At 44.1% G+C, this 25,972-nt stretch carries 24 protein-coding genes; 7 read left to right on the forward strand and 17 right to left on the reverse strand.

Features of this window, described 5'->3' with window-relative positions; genetic code table 11:
- Window positions 1-5 precede the first annotated feature (5 nt).
- Window positions 6-833 carry a hypothetical protein gene (locus BFP72_RS17610; protein WP_143520122.1) on the reverse strand — a complete coding sequence of 276 codons (828 nt, stop codon included), beginning with the start codon at window positions 831-833 and terminating at the stop codon, window positions 6-8.
- 41 nt (window positions 834-874) lie between these two features.
- Window positions 875-2,110 carry a BamA/TamA family outer membrane protein gene (locus tag BFP72_RS17615; protein WP_099600393.1) on the reverse strand — a complete coding sequence of 412 codons (1,236 nt, stop codon included), beginning with the start codon at window positions 2,108-2,110 and terminating at the stop codon, window positions 875-877.
- A 197-nt stretch (window positions 2,111-2,307) separates the two neighbouring features.
- On the opposite strand from BFP72_RS17615, the gene BFP72_RS17620 reads away from it, so the two are divergent.
- Both BFP72_RS17620 and BFP72_RS17625 read left to right on the forward strand, forming a co-directional pair.
- Complete coding sequence (locus BFP72_RS17620) at window positions 2,308-2,928, forward strand: hypothetical protein (protein ID WP_099600394.1); 621 nt, start codon at window positions 2,308-2,310, stop codon at window positions 2,926-2,928.
- A 50-nt stretch (window positions 2,929-2,978) separates the two neighbouring features.
- The gene (locus BFP72_RS17625; RefSeq protein WP_099600395.1) at window positions 2,979-4,892 is read left to right on the forward strand and encodes a hypothetical protein; all 1,914 of its coding nucleotides are present in this window, start codon (window positions 2,979-2,981) and stop codon (window positions 4,890-4,892) included.
- 72 nt (window positions 4,893-4,964) lie between these two features.
- On the opposite strand, the gene BFP72_RS17630 is transcribed toward BFP72_RS17625, so the two are convergent.
- The 7 genes from BFP72_RS17630 to BFP72_RS17660 all read right to left on the reverse strand — a co-directional run bounded on the left by BFP72_RS17630 (window position 4,965) and on the right by BFP72_RS17660 (window position 11,608).
- Window positions 4,965-6,455: a TonB family protein gene (locus tag BFP72_RS17630; protein WP_099600396.1), complete on the reverse strand. Its 1,491-nt coding sequence runs from the start codon at window positions 6,453-6,455 to the stop codon at window positions 4,965-4,967.
- The gene (locus tag BFP72_RS17635) at window positions 6,436-6,819 is read right to left on the reverse strand and encodes a BlaI/MecI/CopY family transcriptional regulator (protein ID WP_099600397.1); all 384 of its coding nucleotides are present in this window, start codon (window positions 6,817-6,819) and stop codon (window positions 6,436-6,438) included. Before BFP72_RS17635 ends, BFP72_RS17630 begins: the two co-directional genes overlap by 20 nt.
- 152 nt (window positions 6,820-6,971) lie before the next feature.
- A complete protein-coding gene (nqrE, locus tag BFP72_RS17640) occupies window positions 6,972-7,583 on the reverse strand; it encodes an NADH:ubiquinone reductase (Na(+)-transporting) subunit E (RefSeq protein WP_099600398.1) in 612 nt (203 codons plus the stop codon).
- A gap of 5 nt (window positions 7,584-7,588) precedes the next feature.
- Entirely contained in the window at window positions 7,589-8,266 is a 678-nt protein-coding gene (locus tag BFP72_RS17645) for an NADH:ubiquinone reductase (Na(+)-transporting) subunit D (RefSeq protein WP_099600399.1), read from the reverse strand.
- Between the two features lie 42 nt (window positions 8,267-8,308).
- Entirely contained in the window at window positions 8,309-9,025 is a 717-nt protein-coding gene (gene nqrC, locus BFP72_RS17650; protein ID WP_255397252.1) for an NADH:ubiquinone reductase (Na(+)-transporting) subunit C, read from the reverse strand.
- A gap of 28 nt (window positions 9,026-9,053) precedes the next feature.
- On the reverse strand, window positions 9,054-10,247 hold the full coding sequence (locus BFP72_RS17655) for an NADH:ubiquinone reductase (Na(+)-transporting) subunit B (RefSeq protein WP_099600401.1): 1,194 nt from the start codon (window positions 10,245-10,247) through the stop codon (window positions 9,054-9,056).
- An 8-nt stretch (window positions 10,248-10,255) separates the two neighbouring features.
- Window positions 10,256-11,608 carry a Na(+)-translocating NADH-quinone reductase subunit A gene (locus BFP72_RS17660; RefSeq protein ID WP_099600402.1) on the reverse strand — a complete coding sequence of 451 codons (1,353 nt, stop codon included), beginning with the start codon at window positions 11,606-11,608 and terminating at the stop codon, window positions 10,256-10,258.
- A 174-nt stretch (window positions 11,609-11,782) separates the two neighbouring features.
- Between BFP72_RS17660 and BFP72_RS17665 the strand changes: the two genes are divergently transcribed.
- Window positions 11,783-12,463, forward strand: a complete 681-nt coding sequence (locus tag BFP72_RS17665) for a hypothetical protein (RefSeq protein ID WP_099600403.1) — start codon at window positions 11,783-11,785, stop codon at window positions 12,461-12,463.
- Here the strand turns inward: BFP72_RS17665 and BFP72_RS17670 are convergent, their stop codons facing one another.
- The 5 genes from BFP72_RS17670 to BFP72_RS17690 form a co-directional block, all read right to left on the reverse strand.
- Window positions 12,464-13,357, reverse strand: a complete 894-nt coding sequence (locus BFP72_RS17670; protein ID WP_099600404.1) for a 4-hydroxy-3-methylbut-2-enyl diphosphate reductase — start codon at window positions 13,355-13,357, stop codon at window positions 12,464-12,466. It lies immediately after the preceding gene.
- A gap of 198 nt (window positions 13,358-13,555) precedes the next feature.
- Window positions 13,556-14,059 (reverse strand): hypothetical protein, encoded by a 504-nt coding sequence (locus BFP72_RS17675; protein WP_158233458.1) that lies wholly within the window; start codon window positions 14,057-14,059, stop codon window positions 13,556-13,558.
- An 86-nt stretch (window positions 14,060-14,145) separates the two neighbouring features.
- Window positions 14,146-14,829 carry a (d)CMP kinase gene (cmk, locus tag BFP72_RS17680; RefSeq protein WP_099600406.1) on the reverse strand — a complete coding sequence of 228 codons (684 nt, stop codon included), beginning with the start codon at window positions 14,827-14,829 and terminating at the stop codon, window positions 14,146-14,148.
- Window positions 14,830-15,126: 297 nt separating this feature from the next.
- Window positions 15,127-15,897: an anti-sigma factor domain-containing protein gene (locus tag BFP72_RS17685; protein ID WP_099600407.1), complete on the reverse strand. Its 771-nt coding sequence runs from the start codon at window positions 15,895-15,897 to the stop codon at window positions 15,127-15,129.
- On the reverse strand, window positions 15,894-16,451 hold the full coding sequence (locus BFP72_RS17690; RefSeq protein WP_099600408.1) for an RNA polymerase sigma factor: 558 nt from the start codon (window positions 16,449-16,451) through the stop codon (window positions 15,894-15,896). Before BFP72_RS17690 ends, BFP72_RS17685 begins: the two co-directional genes overlap by 4 nt.
- A gap of 109 nt (window positions 16,452-16,560) precedes the next feature.
- Between BFP72_RS17690 and BFP72_RS17695 the strand changes: the two genes are divergently transcribed.
- Window positions 16,561-17,652 carry a hypothetical protein gene (locus BFP72_RS17695; protein ID WP_099600409.1) on the forward strand — a complete coding sequence of 364 codons (1,092 nt, stop codon included), beginning with the start codon at window positions 16,561-16,563 and terminating at the stop codon, window positions 17,650-17,652.
- A gap of 218 nt (window positions 17,653-17,870) precedes the next feature.
- Entirely contained in the window at window positions 17,871-20,924 is a 3,054-nt protein-coding gene (locus BFP72_RS17700) for a hypothetical protein (protein ID WP_099600410.1), read from the forward strand.
- A 17-nt stretch (window positions 20,925-20,941) separates the two neighbouring features.
- Here the strand turns inward: BFP72_RS17700 and BFP72_RS17705 are convergent, their stop codons facing one another.
- The 3 genes from BFP72_RS17705 to BFP72_RS17715 form a co-directional block, all read right to left on the reverse strand.
- A complete protein-coding gene (locus BFP72_RS17705) occupies window positions 20,942-21,874 on the reverse strand; it encodes a DUF4249 domain-containing protein (RefSeq protein WP_158233459.1) in 933 nt (310 codons plus the stop codon).
- Between the two features lie 5 nt (window positions 21,875-21,879).
- Entirely contained in the window at window positions 21,880-24,255 is a 2,376-nt protein-coding gene (locus BFP72_RS17710; RefSeq protein WP_099600412.1) for a TonB-dependent receptor, read from the reverse strand.
- A 133-nt stretch (window positions 24,256-24,388) separates the two neighbouring features.
- Window positions 24,389-24,832, reverse strand: a complete 444-nt coding sequence (locus BFP72_RS17715) for a DUF1801 domain-containing protein (protein ID WP_099600413.1) — start codon at window positions 24,830-24,832, stop codon at window positions 24,389-24,391.
- 144 nt (window positions 24,833-24,976) lie between these two features.
- Between BFP72_RS17715 and BFP72_RS17720 the strand changes: the two genes are divergently transcribed.
- Both BFP72_RS17720 and BFP72_RS17725 read left to right on the forward strand, forming a co-directional pair.
- Window positions 24,977-25,654 carry a hypothetical protein gene (locus BFP72_RS17720; protein ID WP_099600414.1) on the forward strand — a complete coding sequence of 226 codons (678 nt, stop codon included), beginning with the start codon at window positions 24,977-24,979 and terminating at the stop codon, window positions 25,652-25,654.
- Window positions 25,654-25,899 carry a hypothetical protein gene (locus BFP72_RS17725; RefSeq protein WP_099600415.1) on the forward strand — a complete coding sequence of 82 codons (246 nt, stop codon included), beginning with the start codon at window positions 25,654-25,656 and terminating at the stop codon, window positions 25,897-25,899. The genes BFP72_RS17720 and BFP72_RS17725 overlap by 1 nt, the downstream gene beginning before the upstream one ends.
- Window positions 25,900-25,972: the final 73 nt, after the last annotated feature.

Below are 25,972 nucleotides of genomic sequence, written 5' to 3' on the forward strand. Positions count from 1 at the left end.
AGCCTTTACTCCAATTTGGCTAGATAGATGAGCTGGTTGTTGATGTAATATTGCTCGTTTCGAATCTCCAATGGCAGTGTGAGTGCAGGGAGTTTGTCAAAGGTCAATATGAGTGTGGCCTTTTGGCCTTTTTCCGCATTATTGATACGGTATGTACCTTTCTTGGTGCCGTGATATTTGCCAGCCATTCCTTTGAATATCCCTGTACGCTGGACTTTACTTTTAAAGCGCCCATCATAGTAGAGCCATATACGGTTTTCTTTTTTCGATACGTTTTCGCGTTGATAAGTGAAGAGCATTGTGCCAGTGAGTTGTTTTTTCCAGTCCAAGGTCTCATTTGGATTGATGGTTCTGGGCTTTGAAAAGCTCAAATGAGAGAGCATGGCACCTTTTTGATCTTGATAATAAGAGTAAAAGGGAGAAGGAGTGTATAAAAGTGCGGTGACACAGTATCCATAGTCACCACAAGTAGCGGCGAGATGCCCTTGGTATAGTTGGTTGCTTGAGAGATGGACACGAGCTGTCATGATGCCTTCGTGGATGCTTGGTTCTTCGCTGAGCGTGATGTCCAGTTCGGGTGCTAGTTCAATGCCTTTTTTCCAACTCTCTTGGATATGGTTGAGTGAGTTTTCACTGACAAAATACAGCGTAGTGGCTTCCTGCGTGGTATCGCAGCTAAGTGTGAAGATGCCAGACCCTCTGGACAAATAGCCTTGCCAATCTTGAGGAACTTCGAGTTGTAGCCCATAGGTAGGGGCAAGGATAATTTCTCCTTCTTTGTATACTTTGTAGGCTTGGACTATTTCTTGTCCATGTGTGAATAATGAACTCATAATGAGTATCACTAGCAATAGGTATGTACAGTGTTTTGTCATTAGAAAGCTTCGTTGATGCCAAAATAGAAACCAGATGCGCCGTATTCACCAAAGGCAACGTCCAAGTTGAGGTTTGCTCTTGATTTTTTGTTGATCATGACACGCAAACCCATGCCATATCCAAAGTCCAAGTATTCGAACAGCTGGATGTCTCCGTTTGGGTTGCTAGCGGTAGTAGTGTTGGCAAATACTACAGCGCCAAAGGTCTCTTTGTTTCTTTGAAGTGGGACACGATATTCTACTTCGGCGTAGGCCAAGTCTTCACCACGAAATTGACCTTGTGTATAAGCTCTGCCTGACCGGCCAAATTGATCCCAACCCACAGCTGGCAAATCTAGATAGGGGACATTACCAGAGGTCACAAACCATCCGTAGGTCCATACGGCTATCATATGGCGGGGTCTTTCTTTGTTGAGAGGGAAGTAGTCTCGGTACTCAAGCCAAAGTAGGGATGAGCGTTGGTCACTACCTAGTATTTCGGGATTGAGGTGGATGTTGGCAAATGCATAGCGGCCGCTGTACGGGTTGATCGCATTGTCTCGTGAGTCGTACACTGCATTGATGGATAGGCCTGAGAGAGTGTATTCTTCTGGGTCAAATCCTTTTTTTGTGCTGTAGGCGTAATTGCTGGTGATGACTTTGGGATCAGCATCTAGATCGAGGAGTTTGTCTTCTATGTCCCAATGCTTGTCTAGATGAAAACCAATTCCGGCAAAGAACCTCGACTGTTTGTAGCGCTTCATGACGGTCTCATGTATGCGTAGGTAGCTGAAATTCATCATTTGTTTGCCTGTGATAGGTTGGCTTACTAGACTGTCTTGGTATTCGATCCCTATACCTACGGGTTTGGCAGATTGTGGGCCTGTGCCGAGTCCATAGGTGGGTTGTGACGTGATGAAAAAGCGCCAGTCTCCATAGAGGTTCCATGAATCACCACTGAAGAATACATTGGTTTTGGCCGTGATGATCCATTGCTTTTTGGTGGTGTAGATGACTGTGCCTAGACCGCTTGAGATATGGGTATCTTTGGGGTCTCCCATATTCCATGATGCTCCGGGTGCTACCCCAAACATCCAGCCGTTGGTTGGGTTGGAAGCGATGGCAGGTAGTGGGATGATAGAAACTTTTCGTTTTTTGTGGTTGGTAGTAGTCTCTGTCGAGTCGTTGGGTGCGCCTTGTCCATGTACGACATGCAGGCCGAGGCATAGCGAAAACAGCAGGACTAGTTTTTTCATTGGGGACAGGTTCAAATTTCACATGAAGTTAAGCAAATGTATGGAGTTGGACGAAAGTTGATTGAGTTTGTTTGGGGTTGTAGTGGAGGGTAGAGCTTTCCCTTTGAGTAATTTATTTGGTGGGGGATTGCCAAGGAGCTTGGGATATTGATTAAGTTTAATTGTATTTTGAATCAACCTTAAAATAAGAGAAAACTATGAAGTCAGTTGTCGTGTATATAGGTTTATTGCTGGTGTCACAGTTGGGTTATAGTCAAGCCGTTGAACTTTCGGGGTTTGGAGGCTATACACTGAGCGGGGATGCACAGTATTATGATGGAGAGATAGATGTGAAGAACGGTCCTGTTTGGGGGTTGACACTGGGGTTTGACACAGGCCAGGATGTACTGATCCAGTTTATTTATAGCAATACGATAGCGGAGACAGAGGCGATCGATTATGGAGCCATATTCGATGGTACAGAGGTGTTTGATATTAAGATGGAGCATTTTCATTTGGGTGCAGAAAAGGCTTTTGCTGGCAATGACCTGATTCGTCCTTATGGAGCGTTTAGTTTGGGATTGACAAGTTACGCCCCACAGTCGGGTACCTATGATGATGTGGTGCGCTTTTCTATGGGTTTGGGTGCTGGGCTCAAGATTTTCCCCACAGAGAAAATCGGGTTTAAGTTTCAAGGCAAGATGTATATGCCATTGGTGTTCAACGGTGGGGGTATTTATTGTAGTTCGGGGTCTGGGTGTGGAGGAGGTTCCTCATTTCAAGTGCCCATCGTGCATGGTGAATTTTCGGCAGGGATAGTGCTTAGGTTAGAAAAGTAAGAAATTGTGTGCGTAAGGTAGTAAGGTGTCTTTTTGTTCTGTGTTGTTGGATGTGTGCTTCTGGAGTTGCACGTTTACAAGCGCAAATCATTCAGGACAAAGCCACCTATAGCATAGACTCTATTCGTATACGCGCTGATCGTTTCTTGTTTTTGGGAGATGATGTTTTTTATATCCAGCGTGACACGGTCATTGCAATTCCTGATACGGTTGATTTTTTTGTGCGGAAGCAAACCTTAGAAAAGTCGGATGTTTTTTATGATTCGGTCAAGGAGAAGATGTCTCGCAACAAGATGTCAAGCATGGTCTATGATGCGGTGTTTAAGAGTACGGCCAAAGGAAAAGTGCATGGTGAGGGGTTTAGCGAATTTCGTTTTGTCCCTTACGAATATGCAGTGGTATCTCCTCTAGAGTACAAGCACTTGGATATTTTTGGGTCGAGTATGAATGATACGACGAAGCATAACGTCGATCGATACACTAATATTCTGAACAAGTTGCACGTACATACGCAGCGGTGGGTGGTTAGACGCAATCTCACTTTTCGAGCGGGGGATTATGTAGAGGCACAGAAAATGATAGACTCGGAGCGTTTGTTGCGCTCTCGAGCATATATCCGAGATGCGCGGATTATGATTGATACAGGCGTTGGTGACTCTATGAGGACAGAGGTTGTGACTCGTGATGTCTTTCCGTATGCGGTATCAATTCGACCCAACAACAATAATCGAGCTTTATTCGGAGTGAAGAATGTAAATATTGCTGGTTTTGGGCATGAGGTTGAATACAATTTTATCGACGATGGAGGGACGGAGTTTTTCTATCGAGCCAATAACCTATTTGCTTCCTATTTGGACATGACTCTGGATGTGGCTACTTATTTTCGTAAGGAAGGCATTGGAATATTTGCCAACCGCCCCTTTGTCACTCAAAACACAAAGTATGCGGGAGGGATGGAATTGAGCAGGTATCAATTTGGTGAGTATGCGTATGATCCTTATACGGATGTGACAGATGAATTTTTTTATGACCGTGACCGTTTTGGAATTTGGTTGGCGCGTTCTTTTGCTTTGAAGAAAACATGGCCGCAATTGGGGTTTAGCAAGCAGATGAATTTTGTAATTTCTGCAGGGTATGATACGCAGGACTACTATAACAGACCGGTGGTTACTGCGGATTCCAATTATATCTATCAAGACCGCAATACCTATCTTGTCGAATGGGGCTTGACGTCACGAAACTACTTTAGGGATAGGTATGTCTTGAACTATGGTCGTACGGAGGATATTCCTACGGGGTCTGTTGCAGGGGTTATTACAGGTTATCAAGAGAGGGAGTTTGTCAACCGTTATTATTTGGGTTTGAATTATGCGAGAGGGGGTTACATCAAGTCTTTTGGTTATCTCAATACGACAATGTCTGTTGGTTCTTTCTTTGATAAGGGTAAGCTGGCTGATGGTGTGGGGTATGTGGGGGTGGATTATTTTTCTGATTTGTTTCGATTGGGTAGGTTTAGGTTTCGTCAGTTTGTCAATATGTCGTATTCTCAAGCGATCAACCCTACAGAAGATATATTTATTCAAGGACAGAATGAGTTGGGTCTGAGCAATGTCTCGGGTTATTACCTCAAGGCGACAAGTAAATTCAATCTTAAAGCTGAGCCGGTGATGTTTACTCCATTCAATATATTTAGTTTTCGTATGGCTTTTTTCACTTTTGGACAAGCGACGATGGTGACTAATTCAAAGAATGGTTTTTTTGAACGGGAGGTGTTTTCAGAGTATGGGCTGGGCGTGACGTTCAACAATGATAACTTTGCTATCTCGACTATTACTGTGCGTTTTGCTTACTTTCATAATACACCGATCAATGCCAATACAAAGCCTGCAAGTGTGTCTACTTCTGGTCGGTTGAGGATACGTGATTTTGATATTGAGAGCCCTGAGTTGATTCAGTTTCGATGACTTTATGAAAATTAGTTAGGGGTTCATTTAATGAAACCCTAACTAATTATTTAGTTATATGGCGGAAAATTTTTATTCTCCTGTAGCCTCCAATGCGTCTTCGGTAGTTGTATTTCCTAACTTGTAAGTTATAGGCAAAACCATTTTTACATTGACCGCTTTTCCATCTTGCATGCCTGGTTTCCATTTCTGACTATTTTGAACAACTCTTAGCGCTTCTGCATCACAGCCATTCCCAATACCTTTCAGCACTTGAGCTTCAGTGATGTTGCCTTCTGTATCAACAATGAATTGTACGAAAACTATGCCTTCTACACCAGCATCTCTAGCCGCTAAGGGATATTTCATGTTTTGTGCGATGTATTGATAGAATTCTTCCATTCCTCCTTGGGGCATGGGTTGATCCTCTACTATGTCAAATATCCCATCCTCTGATTTTTTGTATTCTACGAGTTGTTCAAAATTTTCATTTGCGACGAGGATGAGCCCAATTTTGTTTTCATGTTTATTGACATCTATCCATTGTACCGTATTGGGATCGATTCCCAATTCTTCGATGGCTATATTGTTTTTGGGAGCATCTATTTGTAGATAGTTGAATTTTTGATCAGGATATTCTGCTCTGAGTCTATCTAGTTCATTTTGTGCATTTTCTGGTATTTGAGCTACCATTTCGGCAGAGTCTACGACGTTGATTATGTCGTCGTTGCAGGCCATCACCACACTTAGTAGTGTGAAACTTATGATAGCTGTACTGGTTTTTAACCAATGGGTTTTTTTTAGTTTTTCATTCATCATGTTTATTCGTTTTATGGTTTTACTTTTTGCGAAGTAGTTGCCACTAGCATATATGGTTCGAATGGTCATTTGTGCGAGCAGCTGTTGGTAACTTGATTTGTCTTCGCATTTTATAATTTCTTGATCTACAAGGTACTCGTGTGTCTCTTGCTGCGAATTTTTGTAGAACCATATGATAGGGTTGAACCAAAATACTGCTCTTGATAGATAGAGTATAATCATGTCGAGACTATGCCATTGTTGGCTATGTACTTTTTCATGTGCTATGATTTGATGCTTATCACGGGCATGCTCTGCTTCACATTTGTTGATGAATATCAACTGAAAGAATGAAAAGGAAGGATGCGATTCGGTCATGAAAATGGTCGAATTGGGATATTCATTGAGCCGCTGGGCATCCAGCGAAAGCTGAATGATTTTGAGCAATTGATAAAGAAATGCTCCTAATGCAATACAACTGACGATGATATAAAGTGAAAGTACTATATCGATTGAGCCTATTGTGTTTCCAATGTTTTCTGATTCACCAATCTGTATGGGAGGTAGATACAGCACAGGTGCTGTATTGGCTTGTGCTTGTGCTGGGGAATTGATAAAGCTGAGCTGAACGAGTGGCAAAGTCCAGGCGGTCATTGTGCTTATCAGGATGTAGACTCGTTTCAACTGAAAGCTATGTTCGTTGTGAAGGAAGACATAGTATATCATACCCGTAATTAGCAGTATGAGGTTGGCTTCAAGCAGATAATTAATCAGTGCTATTTTCATCTTTTGCTATGTTTTGTTTTACGTGAGTCATGAGTGCATCTAGGTCATCTATGTCCATATTTTCTTCTTTGACAAAGAATGACACGAGGTTTTTGAATGAGCCACCAAAGTAGCCTCCGATGAATGTGTTCAGAAACTGTTTGCTGTAGTCATCTTTGGATACCAAGGGATAATATTGGTGTGTCTTGCCATGTGCGGTAAACCCGACGAATTCCTTTTTTACGAGGATTCGAACGATGGTAGAGATGGTGTTGTATGCAGGTTTTGGAGTAGGTAGTTTTTCAATGATATCATGTACCACTCCTTGTTCTATTTGCCATAGGACTTGCATGACTTGTTGTTCTGCTTTGGTCAATTCTTTCACAACTAAGTATTTAGTTATAGGGGTTTAAAAATTACCGATGATTTTCATCGGCAGTCCTAAAGTATAACTAATTCTTTAGTTATACAAGTGTATAAGCACAAAAAAACCTCAGCCATACGACTGAGGTTCTGTAATCATGCTTCTCTTTTGTACTACAATACGATACCGATGAAGGACTTGAAAGCGATACCCATTAGACCTGTGAGGATCATGGTGATACCGAGACCTTTCAACCCGTTTGGCACGTTACTGTACTTCAATTTTTCTCTGATGGCGGCTAGGGCGATGATCGCCAAGAACCAACCGAACCCTGAACCTGATCCGTATGCTGTAGCCTCGACGATTGTATAGTCACGTTGTACCATGAAAAGTGACGCCCCGAGGATCGCACAGTTTACCGCGATCAATGGTAGGAAAATCCCTAATGAACCGTAGAGTGATGGCGATACTTTCTCGATGATCATCTCGACCAATTGTACCATCGCTGCGATGATTGCAATGAACATGATGAAGGTCAAGAAACTAAGGTCGATGCTTTCGAAACTAGCATTGATCCAGGTAAGAGCACCTTCTTTGAGGACGTACTCTTGGAGCAACCAGTTGATTGGCACAGTGATCGTCAAGACGAAAATAACTGCCGCACCGAGACCCAAAGCCGTAGATACTTTCTTTGACACAGCAAGGAACGAACACATACCTAAGAAGTATGCGAAGACCATGTTGTCAATAAATGCGCTTTTTATAAATATATTAAATGCTTCCATTTCTCTTAGTGTTCTACGTATCCGTTTTTAGTTCTCTGTACCCAAATGATGATACCCAATACCATAAATGCACCGATCGAATCTACCATCAACCCGTTTGTAGGGATGGCAAAGCCTGTCCAGTTTTCGATGGCCCCATAGACTGGGAAATCAAAGACTGAACCTGATCCGAGCAATTCTCTAAAGAAGGCTACCGTCAAGATGACCCATGCATATCCAAAACCACTACCCAATCCATCGAGGACAGAGTCGTAGGCCTTGTTGGCCATGGCGAATGCTTCAAGACGTCCCATCACGATACAGTTGGTGATGATTAGCCCTACGAAGGCCCCTAGTACCTTGTACATGTCAAAAAGGTAAGCTTTGAGAAATTCACTAACCAGAGTCACAAGTGTCGCCACGATGGCAAGCTGTACGATGATTCTGACACGACCTGGGATGATGTTTCTCATCATAGAGATGATGAGGTTCGAAAATACCACTACGAAAACCACTGCAATGGACATCACTAGTGTTGGCTGCATCTTGACAGTCACCGCTAGTGCCGAACATATCCCCAGTACCTGTATGGTGACGGGGTTGTCGTCATTCAATGGATCAGTAATGAATTTCTTTCTTCTTTTGGAAAGTAACGGTTCCGATGGCTCCTTGACGATCGGTTGTTCCAAAGTTTCTGTACTCATTTCTTTATCAATTTTATGGGCCTAGACCCAATTAAATATCAATTATATATTTTGCCCTTTACTGCTTTCTGCTTTCGTTTTTTCGATAAACGTCAAGTAGTAAGTCAGATAATCCTTGAGCATGGCATTTACACCTTTTCCTGTGAGGGTTGCTCCAGACATTCCATCGATGTGATGATCATCGAGTGGTTCGCCTTTTTCTCCCTTGATCATCGATACAGAAACTAAGTTTCCGCTTTCGTCAAAGATCTTTTTGCCAATGTATCGGTCTTTGACCACATCGGTGGTGATTCTAGCGCCTAGACCAGGTGTCTCCGATTTGTGATCAAAAGCTACACCTCTCACGGTGTTGAGGTCACTATCCAAGGCAATGAATCCTGAAATCCAATCCCATAGACCTGCTCCAAACAACGGAATAATGTAAGAATCAACCTCGTCACTGTCCTCTTTCATAAACATGAAAACAGGGTAAGGTCTTGTCTGTACGTCCTTTTTGTTGTTTTTCTGGAAATCGATTTTCTCAGCCACCAGTGGGTTGCCTTTTTCGTCTTTCTCCATCAAGTTGCCGTTGATGTCTACTACAGTCGAAGTGACTCTTTCTTCGTATAGTTTGAGTATCGCATTTGGATCCTTGATGTTGGAAATATCCATCACTGCACCCAAAATTTTCTTCTTTGTATCTAACTCTACCTGCTTGTCTTGCATGGGTTTCAACACCACAGAAGTACCAGATAGTAATCCCCCCAGTATGATTGTCAATACTGCCGAGAATATGACGATGTATAAATTAGACCGTTGCACGTTTCAACCTCCTTTTCTTGTTAGCTGCTACCACGTAGTAATCAATAAGTGGAGCGAATACATTCATTAATAATATAGCAAGCATGATCCCTTCAGGGTATGCTGGATTAAATACTCTGATGATTACGGTCAAAATACCGATCAAGAATCCGTAGATCCATTTTCCTGTTTCTGTTTGTGCTGCGGTGACAGGGTCAGAGGCCATGAATACTGCCCCGAATGCTAAACCACCAATCACCAAGTGATAGTGTGCGGGGAGCAACATGTACTCGTTTGCACCGAACACGTTGCATAGTGTACCCATCGCAAATGCTCCAGCGAATACACTGAAGATGATTTTCCAACTACCTACTCCGGTGAAGATCAATATCGCTGCACCAATCAAGCACATCAATGTAGAGGTCTCTCCAATCGAACCAGGCATGATGCCAATGAACATGTTCCAGAAATCAAATAGGCCCTCAGACCAACTGTTGTTGAGCATGGAGACCATCGGTTCTGTGCCTTCTACAGCTGCTGCTCCGATGGCGAGTGGAGTCGCTCCAGAAAAGGCTGCCACAGCAGTGTTTCCCTCTCCTATAAATGACCATACATCTCCCGAAATCTGTGAAGGGTAGGCAAAGTATAAGAATGCTCTAGCCGTCAAGGCTACATTGAGGATGTTCATTCCTGTTCCTCCAAAGACCTCTTTGCCAATAATAACTGCAAAGGCAGTGGCCAAGCCGACTTGCCATAGTGGAATCGATGCTGGCATTACCAACGGAATCAACATTCCAGTGACGAGGAAACCTTCGTTTACTTCGTGTTTTCGGATGGTTGCGAATGTGAATTCGATTCCTAGACCTACCGCATAGGATACGATAATGATCGGAACGACCAAGATCGCTCCTGTCAATAGGATGTCTCCGAGCGCAGCAACCTCACCAATGGCGAGATAGTGCTGATACCCTGCGTTCCAAATACCGAACAGCAAGCAAGGTACCATGGCGATGATGACTGTCATCATCATTCTCTTCATATCGATGGCATCACGAATCTGAGCACCTGTTGCACCAGTGGTGCTGTTTGGTGCGAGTAGTAAGGTCTCGTGCGCCTCGTATATATAGTAAAATTTCTCCCACTTCCCTCCTTTTTCGAAGTTCGGGCGAACTTTTGCAAAAATGTCTTCTATAAATTTCATCTATGCTATTAACTATTTTTTACTAAATCAATTCCTTCTCTCAAAATAGACTGGATGTCATTTTTAGACACATCGATAAACTCACAAAGTGCCAAATCTTCTTCAATCACTTCGTAAATTCCCAAACCTTCCATGTCATCGTAATCCTCCGCCAAGATCGCTTTGATCAAATGCGTGGGTAAAACGTCCATTGGTACTACCTTTTCGAAAGACCCCGTTTGCACGAATGCTCTGTGTTGGCCCCTGGTATTGGTGTCCAGTACGTATTCTTTATTTTTGCCTCCAAGGAAGGACAACAAACCAAATGCACGGTGCATACTCAATTTCTTGGTTGTAGGAGTGATCCATCCGAAGAATTCATAGTAGTCACCTTCTGGGATTACGGTCACTTGATTGTGATAGTGTCCGAGGTAGCCCGTAGAGTTGATTTGATTTCCAGTCAAGGGGTTGCCTGAGATGAATCTCTCGTTTCCACCATTGGTAGTACCGTCGAGGAGTTTATTGACACATGCACCAGAGTATGTTTTGTAGTACTGTGGAGCTTTTACTTCTGAGCCGGTCAAGGCGATGATTTTCGATGCATCATACTTGCCTTCTAAGAAGAGTTTACCAATTTGTGCTACGCCATATGGAGCAACCGTCCAAGCCACTTCTCCTTTGTTGATAGGGTCAATGTGATGGATCTGTACACCTACGTTGCCTGCAGGATGAGGCCCTGATACGGTGTTGATTTGTGCTTTATTGCTTTTCAAGAACTCCGCTGTATCGCTGTTGACGTTGATGTGGACCTTGCCTTCAGTGAGTTTGCTCAAGACCTCTATGCCCGCCTCATAATACTTGGCATAACCCTCGAGGATGAAGTTGGTATCTGGCGCCAAAGGGTGTGTATCGAATGCAGAGATGAAAATGGCTTTTGGCGTATCCTGAGGACTGGCTACTACGCCATAGGGCCTCTGAATAATGTTGGTCCAAACGCCAGACTTTTTCATCTGATCGATAGCCGCTTCTTTAGAAAGGCCACTGACATCTGAGTGCTTCTCGAAAGACTCAAATTCGATTTCCTTGTCTGCAAGGATTCGTATTTCAAGTACTTTTCTCTTGGCTCCTCTCACCACTTCAGCTATTTCACCACTCACAGGAGAGCAATACATGACGTCTTCCACTTGCTTGTCGATCATAATCGGCGAGCCTGCTTTGACTGTATCTCCTTCTTTGACGAGCAATTTGGCTCTGCTCATCCCAACAAAGTCTGAGGGTTTCATGGCAAAAGTCTCTGGCTGAGAGAGCTCTGCGATTTTCTTTTCAGCTTTTCCAGCAAGGTTGATGTCAAAACCTTTCTTAAGCTTGATATTCTGAGACATATTTTAATGCAATAAATCTTGTTTTAAAAACCTTGCAAAAGTAACAAAAAATTGATCAAAAGCCGGATTACGTAGAAATATCATGAAAGTAATTGGGGAGGCATATAAAGGCATGTTTGTCAAGCTATTTCAAATCAAGGAATAGTCTATAAATTGTGGTCAAATTCGTTGAGCATGAGAAAAGTAATCTTCTTCCTACTCCTCTTTGGAGCATCCATCGGGACGTCTTTGGCCCAAGGCGTTTCCATGTCATTCATCGTGCCCAAAAACGGGTACTTTTCTGCACCCGTCAGCCCTCTGTCCGTTCGAGGATTGGGCTATACATGGGGTGTGATTGGGTTTGCTACGGGAGCTTCGCTTTACAGCATGCCTGGGCTGCCCATGTCTGATCTTCCGTTCCAATCGAGCAAACCTCTAGTGGGGCCGTTTTGGTCGCTACTCGTTCCTCTGCAGTTGACCTTGGGAGTAGAGGGGAGTAGGGTCTCTGCCAAACTATTGGCTGGGGGTTTTGGAATGTGGCATCTAGCGCCACGTGTCGATTATGGCAATATGGATCGAGCGATTGCCGAATACGAGGGATGGGATGTGGTCAATGCGGACCTTGATCTCAAAAATAAATTGGGAGGTGGTTGGATTGGAGGAGTTGAATTGGCGTTTCATGTCAGTCGTCAGTTTTCGATCACCACCGAAGTAGAGTACCTCTCAGGGGTGTCATCTATGCCGCTGAGGGGTAGTTACAGTGGAGGCATGATAGGCGGAGAGATAGAAACAAGGCCGGCGGATTTTGCCGATGCTCAGGTTTTGCTAGAGGGGTTGGAAATATCGGTGGGTGTGGTCATCCACAGCGGCCGTTGATTACACAGCCTGTGCTTCAAACTGCTGCTCGATATATAGTTTGACCCGCTCCATCAGCCACATCGGCGTAGAGGTCGCGCCGCATATACCGATCGAATCACTGGGGTTGATCCAGTCTAAGACGAGCTCTTCTTCGCTACCGATGAAGTAACTTCTTTCGTTGAAAGTTTTGCAGACACCATATAATGCACGGCCGTTGGAACTCTTTTTGCCACTGACGAAGATGATCACATCGTGCTTTTGCGAAAATTTCTCCATGCTGGGCTCGCGGTTAGAGACTTGTCGACAGATGCTATCATTGGCTTTGAAGTCTGTGACTTCTAGACTGCCTTTGGCTGCTGTGATTCGCTCTTCGATCATGGCTTTGAGGCGATAGAAACCTTTGGTGCTTTTGGTGGTTTGGCTATAGAGAATGACTGGACGAGAAAAATCGATTTGTTCTAGGTCTTCGTCTTCCATCACGATGATGGCTTTTTCTCGAGTTTGCCCGGTGAGACCTATGACTTCTGCGTGCCCTGGTTTGCCATAGATGACGATTTGTCCTTCGACATTCTCCATTTGGTCAAAGGACCCTTTGACACGGTTTTGGAGTTTCAAAACGACGGGGCAAGATGCGTCAATGAGTTCTATGTTGTTTTCGATGGCGAGCTTGTAGGTCTCTGGTGGTTCGCCATGGGCACGAATCAGGACTTTACAATCGCGTAGGTCTTTCATGTCGGCTTGATCGATGATTTTGAGTCCCTTGGCGGCTAAGCGATCCACTTCCATGTGGTTGTGAACGATATCTCCTAGACAATAAAGAGAACCACTCTCGTTGAGTTCGTCTTCGGCCATCTCGATGGCGTATTCTACTCCAAAACAATATCCTGAATTACTATCTATTTCTATGTTCATGGTGTGACCTCCTAGTCCTGTGGCAAAATTAAGACAATTCTTGCCTTATGGGTTCTATCCGCAATGCAATTATTCACCTAAAGGTAGTGATTTGATTGGTTTTGCTTTTGGAGTCAGGAGCGAAATACCGGAGGGCTGGTTAAATGGGCTTGAGGTATTTGGAATAGGCTGACAGGGTCATGGATGGTTTGGAGAGGGTTAATGAAAGCTTTGCTCAACTCGTGTATATAGCTCTTGGTATTGTTGTGATTCTTCTATAAATACATTGCTCTCTAGGAGAGAGTCTTGTTCGTGTCTGAAAAAGTATAGGGTAGTATCTTTGATCCATTTCAATTGATAATTGCCAATCAGGGGGTTGATAAAAAAACCACTATCAGATCGCAAGAGTATTTGGGTTTGGGACAAGGAGTCTGTTTCTATTCTTAGCTTTTTGAATTTGAAATTGCCATATTGACTGATCAGTGCAGAAGAGATGTTTTTGTTCAAGTCATATTTCTTGCGACAGAGGAGGTCGTCGATGAAATAAAGGGTCATTTCTTGTACTTTTCCTCCATGCAAGCCAATGTTTGGGTCTTCCACAATATGAAAGGAAACTCTGTCTGAGTGAAAATTTCCAAATAGGTTTTCTTCGCCAATTTCTTCATCTCCCCATTCTCCCAATTGATTCCAATTTTCTGACGACACAGATACTTCGGATTCCATTTTAGGCTGCTCGGGCGTTGTTTTTTGCGGAAGAGCTTTTTCACAACTCCAAAGAATAGAAACCAAATAGATTGGAGTGAAGAATTTCATTTCTGGAGCATCTTGCTATCGGCGAGTTGGGTGATGTGGTCGACTTGTTCGTTGAAGTACATGTGTGTTGTATCGACTTCTATGCTGTCTTTGGCACGAATTAGAGGGCTTTCGGCACGAGTGGTGTCGATGGTGTCTCGTTGTTTGAGATTCGCTTTGACGTCATCGAGATCTACGAGTTCATCTTTGTCGAAGAGTTCTTTTTGTCGACGTTCGGCACGGACGTCAAAGTCTGCAGTCATGAATATTTTGAGTTCTGCCTCAGGGAAGACGACACTACCTATGTCTCTTCCATCCATCACGAGACCTTTGGATCGCCCCATTTTCTGTTGTTGTTTGACGAGATCGTCACGGACTGCTTTGATGGCGCTGACCTCACTGACGTTTTGTGAGATTTCCATTTCACGTATTCTTTTTTCGACATTGAGGCCATTGAGGTAGGTTTCGCTCTTGCCTGTTTTTTCGTTGTGGTGAAAAGTAATTTCTATCTTATCAAGGGCCTTTTCAACGGATTTGGGGTTGGTCTGATCCACGTAGTTTTCCATGAAATATAAAGTAACGGCGCGATACATCGCTCCTGTGTCTACATACCTGTAGTTGAGCTTTGAGGCCACTTGCTTGGCTGTCGAACTTTTGCCGCAAGCGGAGTACCCGTCGATGGCTATGATGATTTTTTTCATGGGATAGGGATCAAAGTTGTGTATGGTATTGAAAGCGTGGTTTAACAGTCTTTGACTGGACAAGGGATGGGTTTTCCTTTTTTGAGTGTGCGTGGCTTTCGCTCGCCGGGGTACCGGGAGGATTTGCATGCAGTGAGACTGAGTACAGCTAGCAGTGTGAGCAAGAAAAGCAATCTTCCAGTATATTTCAAAGCAATCGTATCTATGGAACAAAACAAATATACCGATTAATTGATTAACGAAAAAGGCTCTGTTTGGTGATTTGAGGAAAGTCAATCGATCAGACAAAGGGGGTAATTAGATCGTCCCCAACACAACCATCTGATCCAGAGTTGGTGAGGGACTGCCGCCCCTAGGTTCGATGGTGATGGCAAAAGCTTGCGGGTCTTCATTATTTTTCATTGTGAGCAATCTATCAGCGCCAGTCATATCAAAAATCCCAGCATCGACAGGTGCTCCTTCTTGAATGCTCCAAAGTTGGTACTGTTGGTTTTCAGGGAGTGGTTGCAAAGTTCCAGGGTGTAGGAGTGTTTCTTTGGTCTCAGCGTTCCAAAGTACCGTAGCGGTGTACTCCAGAGTAATGCCTTGCCCTTGTAGTGGAACGGTCACAAAGGCGGGGTTAGTCAGTAGATCAATGGCTTCTTTGGCGATTGACAACTGATGTCGCGTTAGTTGAGTGTTTTCAGCCAAGAGTGTTTGTTCTTGTAAGGCTAATGCGAGGGTCGTCTCGGTTTGTTGCCAGCGATTCCAAAACAGTACTGCTAGTGTGGTCGAGATGATGGTCAGTGAGATAGCTGCTGCCATGAGGTAGCTTGGAAACCGCCGAGAGGTTGTTGTTTGAGGGACCGTAGTGTTGACTTCTGCCATGATTTTGGCCCGGAGATCAGCAGGAGGCTGTATGCTTCCTGCTTCGGATAGTATGGCTAGCCCTGCTTCGATTTCATCCAGCTCGGCTCGTACCGAGTTGTTTGCCAATTGGCTCGCGACGGCATCAACTTCTTTTTGCGAAAGCATGTCCAAGCTGTACAATTCCAAATCTCCTTGCGATATGTAATCCTCTGGTTTCAATTTATTCGAATTCGTTGTCTTAATGTCAAAATCGCTTTTCTCAACCGTGTTTTTACGGTACCGAGTGGCATGTCATATTCTTTGGCCAGTTCGGCATGGGTATATCCTTTGTAATAAATCATCTCCAAGACGAACCGTTCTTTTTCGTCGAGTGAGGCGAGTACATCTTGGAGACCAATGGCATCTGTTGATTGTTCGTAGCTGTTGCCACGATCTATACTAGATACGTGATCAATGAACGAATCGGATTTATTTTCTTTTCGTACTTCGGCAGAGCGCACTTTGTCTATGGCTTTGTTTCGCACGATGTTGACGAGCCAAGTAAACAGGCGGCCTTTGGTTGCGTCGTAGCTGTCGATTTTTTTCCAAACATTGACAAAGGCATCTTGAAGGACTTCTTCCGCAAAGGACTTGTTTTGAACGATGCGGTAGGCGGCACCATAGAGGGCAGCAGAATAATGGTCATAGAGATACTCTAGGCCTTTGCTGTTTTTGTTTCGCAGCAGCCTTAGCAATTCGTCTTCTGATACGTGCTTTTTATTGGAGGTTGTCAAATGATTGTCCCAAATGGTATGTACAAGTTAGCAACAAGTTTTGGTAAATAAAATCCAAAATGCTAGAGCACGTCGTATATCTGTGCAAACACTAATTAGAACTGTAATCATGGAAAACAAAAACCAAGTCAAATGGCCAGAGATCATGAGCTTGGCGGCACTGAATGTCGCTCTCGTGATCAGCTGGATCGCATACCACGAATATCAACCTGTCCTGTTGGAAAATTTTAGCTTTACGGATTTGTCCTCTTTTTTGGTGATTTCTAAAGCGATCATCTTGGTGGTCATCCCTCCTTTGGCGGGTCTGACCGCTGATTATTTTCTGAGAAAGAGTGGCAAGTTCTTCATCGTATTTACGGTAGGGATAGGTGCTACGGCGATGATTTTCATGGTGGTGGCATCCATTATTGGTGCTGGACCTGCCAACAATATGAAGGTTTTTTTACCCTATATGATTTTGTTGTGGTTGATTTCGATGAACTTGTTTATCAGTCCAGCCTATTCGATGATTGAGGCATTTGCTCCAGCGAAGAAGCTGCCTGTTGTGGTGGGTTTTTTGTTTCTCGTGACAGAGTTGATCTACGCTCTCGAACCTGTGGTGGTAGCCTTGGTTCGTTTCTTTGGTGATACACTGACCTTCATTGTCGGTGGGGTACTGATTTCGGTGAGTGGTTATTTCTTTCACAAGATTGCTTCTTCGGAAGTGTTGAGCTTTAGGAAAGATGGGGTAGATACAGCCTCAAAGAAGTCAGGAGTATCTGCGTATGTGGCGATCATTGGGGTAGGTTTCTTTTTGGGAGCTGGCAAGGCTGTGTTGGTTGAGTATTATCCAGGGTATATAGCGACCAACTTCCCCCATCATGAGGGTTTAGCCGCGTATTTTTCACTTGGACTGTTGGCTTTTGCGGCGATCTTTGCTTTTTTGATGAGCAACAAAGTCGCCAAGATGAATATCCAAAAAGTAATCATTGTAAGTTTTATGCTACTTGCGGTAGGGTCTGTAAGTATCTTGCTTACATCCAACCTATATTTTACCTTGTTTGCTGGGGTAGTAGTCGCGGTTGGTTTTGGCCTAATCAACCTTGTCGGTATACCGTTTGCCTTAGTCAACCTCTCGGCCAAACACATTACGTATGGTATTGGGATTTTTATCGGTGCTTCGGAGCTGTTGACGGGGCTTTTCGAAGTGGTACTGCATTGATGTAGTGGGTGCTGATCCTCAATTGAGTAGAGCCCTCTCTGAGAAAATTTCTCAGGGAGGGCTCTTTTTGTAGTATTTGTGCTTTTCTACAGATGTATTTCACAGACTATTGAGCATCTTGCTTGCTTGGAGTTAATTTTGACATTCCTTATTTGAATAAGTAGACCTGTGAAGGTAGAAATAAGGAAAATGAAGAATCTAATTACCTTGAGAACTCAATGAGAAGGCCTGTAAAAGTTTTATCCATATCGTTTGCCATTTTGGTCGTCTTGACGATACTACTAGAGTTGTTGGCTAAAGTGGCATTTCATGATAGAATAGTACAAGAGGTCCAAAAAATGATAGATGAAAATCTAGAGTCGAAATTGACGTTTTCTAATGTGCAGATCTCTACGATTCGAAACTTCCCTACCGCGACAGTGGTCATCGATTCGGTACTCATCGTAGAAGATGGGTACGCGGTACTGCAAGCGGAGCATATCCTATTACGGATCAACCCTTTGGACCTTCTAAAAGAAAATTACATTTTCAATACTGTAGAGATCCGCAAAGCGAAATTTCATTCAGTGGTGGATTCTCTAGGACACAAACACATGATCAAAGGGAAGCACAAAGAAGGACATAAGGCAGGTGGAGACTTTGATTTTCATATTCCGAACATCAAAATTCGACAAGCTGAAATCCGCGTAACCAATGAATACAAGAAAAATAGTGTCAAGATATCTGTCGAATATGGCGATTTCCAAATGATCTCGACAAGCGACTTGGTTTCCTTTGAGGGCAATGCCAAAGCGGTACTTGATACGATGGTGAGTAAGGGGACTATTGCTGCGACGGGGGTCCGGATGGAGGCTAAGGATGCGGCTTTTCGGATTGGAAAATTGGACCAAAGAAATCTTTTTGATGGTATTTTGAAACTGGGTGATGCACATATCCGTGCGGCAGGTGTGCTCAAGCCTGTAGGCAATGGCAACCTGATGGATATTACGCTTGAGGGCGCAGAGTCTGATCTCAACAATTATTTGACCTTAATCCCACAGATGAAGGCCTTCAAGTTTAAGCAGACCAACCCTGATGCTAGGTTGAGTTTTCGGATGAAGATGACGGGCTATGTCGATCCCGTGACCTTCCCATTTATCCATGTAGATTTTGATTTGGCCAATGCCTCGTTTGCCAAGGAAGGGATACCTTATGAGATCGGAGATGTGTTTTTCTCTGGGGTGTATACCAATGGAAAAGAAAAAGGTCCAGAGACCAGTGAGCTAATTCTCAAATCTGGAAAGGCCCGCATTGTGGACAGTTATGTCAATGTCACAGGTAGTTTTTACAATTTTGAGGACCCTTATGTTGATTTGAATTTGCAGGCCGAATTGTCGCTTTCGGAGTTGGACGATATGTTCGAGATTCCTAAAGTAGCGGGTTTGAAGGGCATGGTCAAGCTGGATTTAGACCTAGAGGGAAACCTAGCCGATCATGTCAAAAAGACAACCTTGGTGGACGACCGATTTACGGGGAGGATAGAGTTTCGAAATGTATATGGCGCCAGCGATACATTGAACTATGTGATGCGCGACCTCAACGGGTTGCTCACCATCCAAAACGCTAATTTGACATTTGATGAAATTCGTGGGAGCCTCAATGAGTCCAAGTTTCGTCTCAACGGAGGGCTTGAGAATTTTATCCCTCTCCTCGACCCAGCCTCGACTCATCTTGCGAAGGCAAAGTTGGAGATAGATTTGGATGAGTACTATTTGAATGAAAAGGATCTCAACTTGAGTGAGGTACCCGCAGATACTTCTGGGTTTGATTTTTCGTTTTTTCCGAAGAATCTAGACTTGGCATTGAAATTCAATTCGAATAAAATTGGCTTTGGAGATATCGAGATCGAAAAGGTCCGCTTGCGGGTGAGTATGAACAAAGATTCAGTGCTTTTTAGGCAGTTTCATTTTTGGTTTCAACATGGCGAAATTCGCTTGAGTGGAAACAGCTATTTCAACCAAGGGAAAAACATCAGAAATCATATCTCCCTCCGCTCTCAATTTGAATATCTCAATGTCGATACGTTGATGACTCGATCGTTATTTCGCAAAAATAGAGCAGGAGGTGAATTACCTGACAATCTATCAATAGTGACTGACATCAATATAAACGAACTCGTCTATCAAGGAAAGACCTACCGTAAGGTTGGATTAAGTGGAAGGTTTAAAGAGGATAAGGTGGTCATGGATCGAGTCGATGTAGATTTCCCATACGGGAGTCTCCGTTCGTCTTGGGAGATTCATTCTTTGAGTGGTTTGCCTCTCATCGATGGGGCTGCCCAAGTGGACTTGGGAGAGGTACATATAGATTCACTCAAAAATTACTTCCAGTCATTCGTTTCCAAGGACTCGCTGGCTGCACCGAAAAAGAAGAGCAGGAAGTTTGCCTTCGAAGACATAGAAATTAAAGTCACAGGCCCCAAACTCACCTATGATGACATAGTAATGCACAACCTCAGAGCGGAGGTTGTATTGCATGACCAGGATTTAGAGGTTGAGAAGACTTCCTTTGATTTGTTTGGAGGCAGGTTCCACTTCAGTGGGATGCTACGAAAAAGTGATAGTCTACATGTGATCACTACGGCAAAACTCAAGGCGGAAAATATTGATGCTAGTCAAATGGTGGACGCTTTTCCTGAAGACGCCAAGACCCTCATCGGCAAAGACAACATCAAGGGAAGAATACAGGTAGATGGTATGGTGATTTTGAATCACGATGAAAAATTGAATCATCAAGAAAAGGATATGATTGGTAAGGTCCATTTGCGTTTGGATGACGGTATGTTGATCCATTTCAAGCCAGTGACCGAGTCTCTCAAGTTTTTGAAGAAGGAGGTTGTCGACACCATCTTTGTGGCCAACCGCGGAATTGATGTGTTGTTTCACAACGATGAGATATTGATTCCCAATACCGTATTCACCTCCAACCTGACGAACATTGAGTTTTTGGCGTACTACAACAAAAAGATTGAGTTTGGTTTTAATCTCAAGATAAGTGTCAGTGATCTGCTATTCAAATCCCAAAAGAAAAAGAAGGCCAACATTGAAGCAGACAATGCCAGAGTCAAAGGCATCAACTATTACATGAGTGCTCGTACAATCGACGAACAATTGGATATTCGCTCTCTCAAAAAGAAAGAATATGCTTGGCAAGAAAAGCTACTCAAGACCCGCTACAAGCAAGTCGATCTGCTCATGGACCAGCACATGGCCAAAGACCTCCCTACTCCTTGATTTGAACTATTGATAGATTAGTCCTCTTTGGGTACTTGGGAGATGTCTAGTTTTTTGCCATCTGCTGAGACTGATGACACACTAAAGAATCCCAATACCATGGTTTCTGAATCAGAGTCTAGGGGGCTGAGGTTACTTTTGACATTGCTCATCGGTGTAGCAAAGAGCTCCCCGAATCCCCCAGGCCGGTTGGTTTGGACTTGGATTTCGTTGAGGTATTCGTAGGTCTCGTTGGTGATGGAGTGTAGCTCCACATATAGTGAGTCTCCGTCTTTATAGGGGGAGCTTATGCCTAGGTCATTATCGTCGGATTCGTCGTAGGGGTTGACCCCCTCTCGGACGGGCACGATGAATACCAAGTTGTCGACTCCTTCCCCTCCGATGCCTGCGTCATAGGCGATGTTTATTTCTTCAGGTTTGCCCAAAAACTGACCATTCTTGTAGGCTTTGATCCAATAGGTATCACCAGCTCCTTCAGGGTCTTTGGCCCAAAACTCACCAATGTAAAATATTTCTTCTGTACCAAACCCCGAGATCTCTTCGTAGCGAAAGGTGACACTGTCCATGGGCGGTACTCGGTTCATGGTTGAGGTGGAGACGAAGCTTTCGTTGTGGGCAGTGATAGTCAGTACAAAATCATCTCCTACGGATCCAAAACCAGTAGGCGAAGTATAGATGCCGTTTTCTAAATGAGTAAAAGTGACGGAGGTTGCGGGATCACCATAAGAGACTGTGACGATGGCGTCTGTCACTCCGATGATTTGCGTACTGTCAAAGTAAGGCTGGGTCATGGCTACCAAGATACGTTGCTCTTCATTTTTGTCATTGATGAAGGCGTCCACAACCAAGACAGGGTCTTCGGATTCTAAATTTGGATAGATGCGGTCGTCACAAGAGATTAGCAAGGCCAAGTTTAGAACCATGAGGGTGTGTATCCATATATTTTTCATATCCATTAAAATCTAAAGTTATACGAGATGGAAGGAATGATGGTGCCGATGATAGACACTTGTCTTGCTTCCGTCTGGGGAAGTTGGTAGTTGACAGGTCGTACGTCTTCTTGGGTGAAGTAGATGGAAAATGGGTTTCTACGTGCATAGACGTTGTAAGCAGAGACGACTAGCTCACTATGAAACCGTTTGTTCGGTACTGGCTTGCCTAATTCGAAGGTGGCAGATATGTCGAGTCTGTGATAGTTTGGGATACGGACATTGTTTCGGCTATCGGCGTTGTTTTGGGGCACGACATAGGAGCCCTGTATCACGTATTTGGATTTGGGGTAGGTTGTCGGAGTGCCTGAGACGAAGGTGAAGTTGGTCGAGAGGGAGATACGGTCTGTCAGTGCGTAGAATGCCGCTACTTTGAAGTTGTGCAGTTGGTCGTAGCGTGTCGGGTACCAGTTGCCGTCGTTGATACCGTCTACTTGGAGTTCGGTACGAGCTGCAGTGTAGCTGACCCATCCAGTGAGTTTTCCTGTATTTTTCTTGACCATGAGTTCTAGGCCATAAGCACGACCATCACCACTGAGCAGATCTCCTTCAAGGTACTCGTTGATGAGTAGTTCAGCTCCATCGATGTAGTCAATCTGGTTGTAAGTTAGGCGATAATAACTCTCTATAGAGACTTCATAATCGTTGTTGGGGCCGAGATTTCGAAACCATCCAGCGGCCAATTGGTGCCCTGTTTGGGGTTTGATGTTGTTGCTACTTGGTGTCCATACATCTAGGGGATTGGAGGCGGTAGTATTGGATATGAGATGGATATATTGTGCTGTTTTGTTGTAGCTGAGTTTGACACTGTTTTTGATGTTGATCATGTACTTGGCAGATAGCCTAGGCTCAAGGTTGTTATAGCTTTGGATCACTTCGCCTTGATCGTATTCTTGTTCATGGTTGAGGGGTTTTCTTTCGCCAGCGGGAGCGTCATCATAGTAGTAGGCTGTGCCAGGTCCTATGAGCGAATAGTGTGAAAACCTTAACCCGTATTCTACTTGTAGGTTTTTGCCTATTTTTTGGTTGTTGGAAAGGTAGAGGGCAGATTCGATGGCGTATTTCTCATCCAGTCTAAAAGGGACAGTTTCCCCGTCGCTCGTGACCTTGGCGTTGGCAGGGTCGAAGACTTCTAGGGCGACTTCACCGCCAAAGGCGAGTTCATTGTTTGGGTTCAAAAAGAACGTAAACTCAGGTTTGAAATCATAAGTACGAATGCGGGAGTTCCAATCGAATTGATCATTTTGATCTTCACCAAAAGCGAGGACGTAATCATAATCACTGAAGAAGACGGTGAAGTTGGAGAAAAGGCGTTTGCCAAATATGTGGTTCCAGCGAGTGGTGGCTGTTCGGTTGCCCCAGTTGAAACCCTGTTCCTTGTCAAACTTGAAGTTGTCTCTGCCCAAGTAGCCAGAGACAAAGACTCGGTTGTTGGGGTTGATGTTGTAGTTGGCTTTTAGTGTCAGGTCGTAGAAATTGAGCGCTGCTCCTCCGTCAAAGACATCAGTGAAGGGCCGTGCCAAGACGTCTATGTAGGAGCGTCTAGCAGCGAGGACAAAGGAGGCCTTGTCCTTGACCAAAGGGCCCTCGATAGCCAGTCGGCTAAAAATCGTACCGATACCGCCTTGCGCTTGAAACTTCTTGTTGTTACCTTCTTTCATGCGGATATCCAGTACCGAGGAGATGCGCCCCCCATAGCGAGCAGGTATCCCTCCTTTGATCAAATTGACATCTTTGACTGCATCCGGGTTGAAAACCGAAAAGAAACCCAGCAAGTGAGATGAGTTGTAGACAGGCGCTTCGTCGAGCAGCACCATGTTTTGCCCTACACTGCCTCCACGTACGTTGAACCCCGAGGCACCTTCTCCTACAGTTGCGACACCAGGGACCAGCTGCAGACTGCGGATTACATCTGCTTCTCCCATGAATGAAGGAATTTTTGTGATCGTCTCTATGTCTAGCTTGTTGCTACTCATTTGTAGGTCGGTGACGTTGGCATCATCAGCGGTGGAACTTACTACGACCTCTTCAAGCTGTGTTCCTCCTTCGCTTAATTCTACGTCGAGACGTTGATCACTTTGGCTGAGGTCTACAGTTTGTGTGCGGTTGTCATAGCCAATGTAGCGGGCTTGGATTTGATATTGGCCAGCAGGCAACGTGAGGGAATAAAAGCCATAGACGTTGGTGACCACTCCATTGGAGGTGCCTTCTACTACGACAGTTGCACCGATGAGTGTTTCTCCATTGCTGGCATCTTTGATATAGCCACTGACGGTATAGTCCTGGGCAATACCCGTCAATGCCCATCCTAGCAAGAGATGAACCAATAAGATTTTTCTCATGAGAAAGTTTTAGATTGATTTTTGGATAGAATAATCACGCCGAAATATAACCCTACGTAGGGATAGGTTCTGTGGTTGATGCAAAGATGAAAAAAGGAAGGCAAAGGTTGCTCTCTACCCAGTTAAAAGTATGTTATTTTCTATGCTGAGCTTGGCAATGGCGGATAAAATCTTCTACCTCTACAGCCGCGATGGCTTCACCGATGACATCTAGAGGTAAGTTTTCGATTTTGGTGAACCGGACACAGGATTTCCCCATATCTAGCTTTTTGCCAGAGGCTTGGTAGTCGTTTTCAAACTTCTGTTTCAAGCGTTTATCACAGTATACCCCACTGAGGTACACTGCCATGTGCCTTTTTTGGGAAGCAAGTGCTGCATAGAGAAGAGGTTTCTTGTTGTAGGTATCAGGATAGATGTCCAAGGGGATCTCATAGGAAATCATGCCCCAGTTCATGGTTTCAACATAGCCGTTTGGGAGATGAGACAAGATGAGTTCGCGGATTTGGGAGATTTGGAGGCGTCGGTCGTCTGGGAGCTCGTCGAGGTATTGTTGTACGGTGGAGGCTTTACTTTGCATGTGCGTGGATGGATTTGGGTACTAAATTTATAAGCTTATCCTGTGTTTTTATAGCAAAATAAATTTAGATTGAAAGGAGGAAGCAATTGGCTTTCCGTTCACATGATTAATTTTGTGAATCGAGAAAATAATTACCCCCAAAGAATGACTAAGGAATTAGAACATGCGGAAATGCTCTCTATGGAAGAGTTTGGTATACTGTGTTTTACCAACTCATACTATCTAGATGATGAGCTCAACAACAAGATTGAGGTGGTGATGACTTCCAAACCGACCTATTTTTGGATACCTATCTTGTCTCATCTGATTCGTTCTACAGAGCTGACCAATGAGGATATCAAAGTGTTTATTGAATTGTCACTCAATTCGCTGATGACGAAAAATGAAGTTCGCTGGAACAACCGAGCTCTTGGTATCGAAGGAATGCTCGCTACGTTGGAGTCTGTATTGTTTTATACCTCTCGTATCAAATTCAACAATCCGGTACTCGAACACCAGAGTTTGATAGGGTCGTTCATTGATGAGATTTTGGAAAGGCTAGAAAGTCATGGGCTCATCGAGGATCATAATATCGAGATGCTAAACGGATCGCCTAGCGTGATGATGGGACTGATGCCACTTGGTTTTACTAAGCGTACCGCCTTGGGGGAGGAGATATATCTCAAACTCGTGAGCAAGTTTAGAAACATGGAGCTCCAAAAGGAGGTCAAAGGCAATACGTATGAATATCACTATCGTCTCAATGATCTGTGGGAGATATTTAAGAGGAGCTTGTTCACTATGGAAGAAACCTACGGCCCGACCAAAAAGCCCAAAAAATAATGAGTCACTGTGTCACGGGGAAAAACTGCTATGATTCGTTGGGTGAGGCAGAACAGGCGCTGATCGAAAACTGGATTCGCTACCAGCACGAGCAAGAGTCTGGCCCTCGCAATGTCTATCTATGTGACGATTGTGGTACGTATCATTTCACCTCACGTGGAGAACTCAGTGATGTCATCCTAGATAATCTCAGCTACATCAAGTCACAACGTATCGCTAGAGAATGGGAGCGTAAGCTACGTTAGGATATAATCCATTGATCCTCAGTTAGGAAAAGTTTAGCCAACAGGGGCTCTTTCATTAAATTTCTATATTTTG

This window comes from Reichenbachiella sp. 5M10, assembly GCF_002742335.1.
GTDB lineage: Bacteria > Bacteroidota > Bacteroidia > Cytophagales > Cyclobacteriaceae > Reichenbachiella.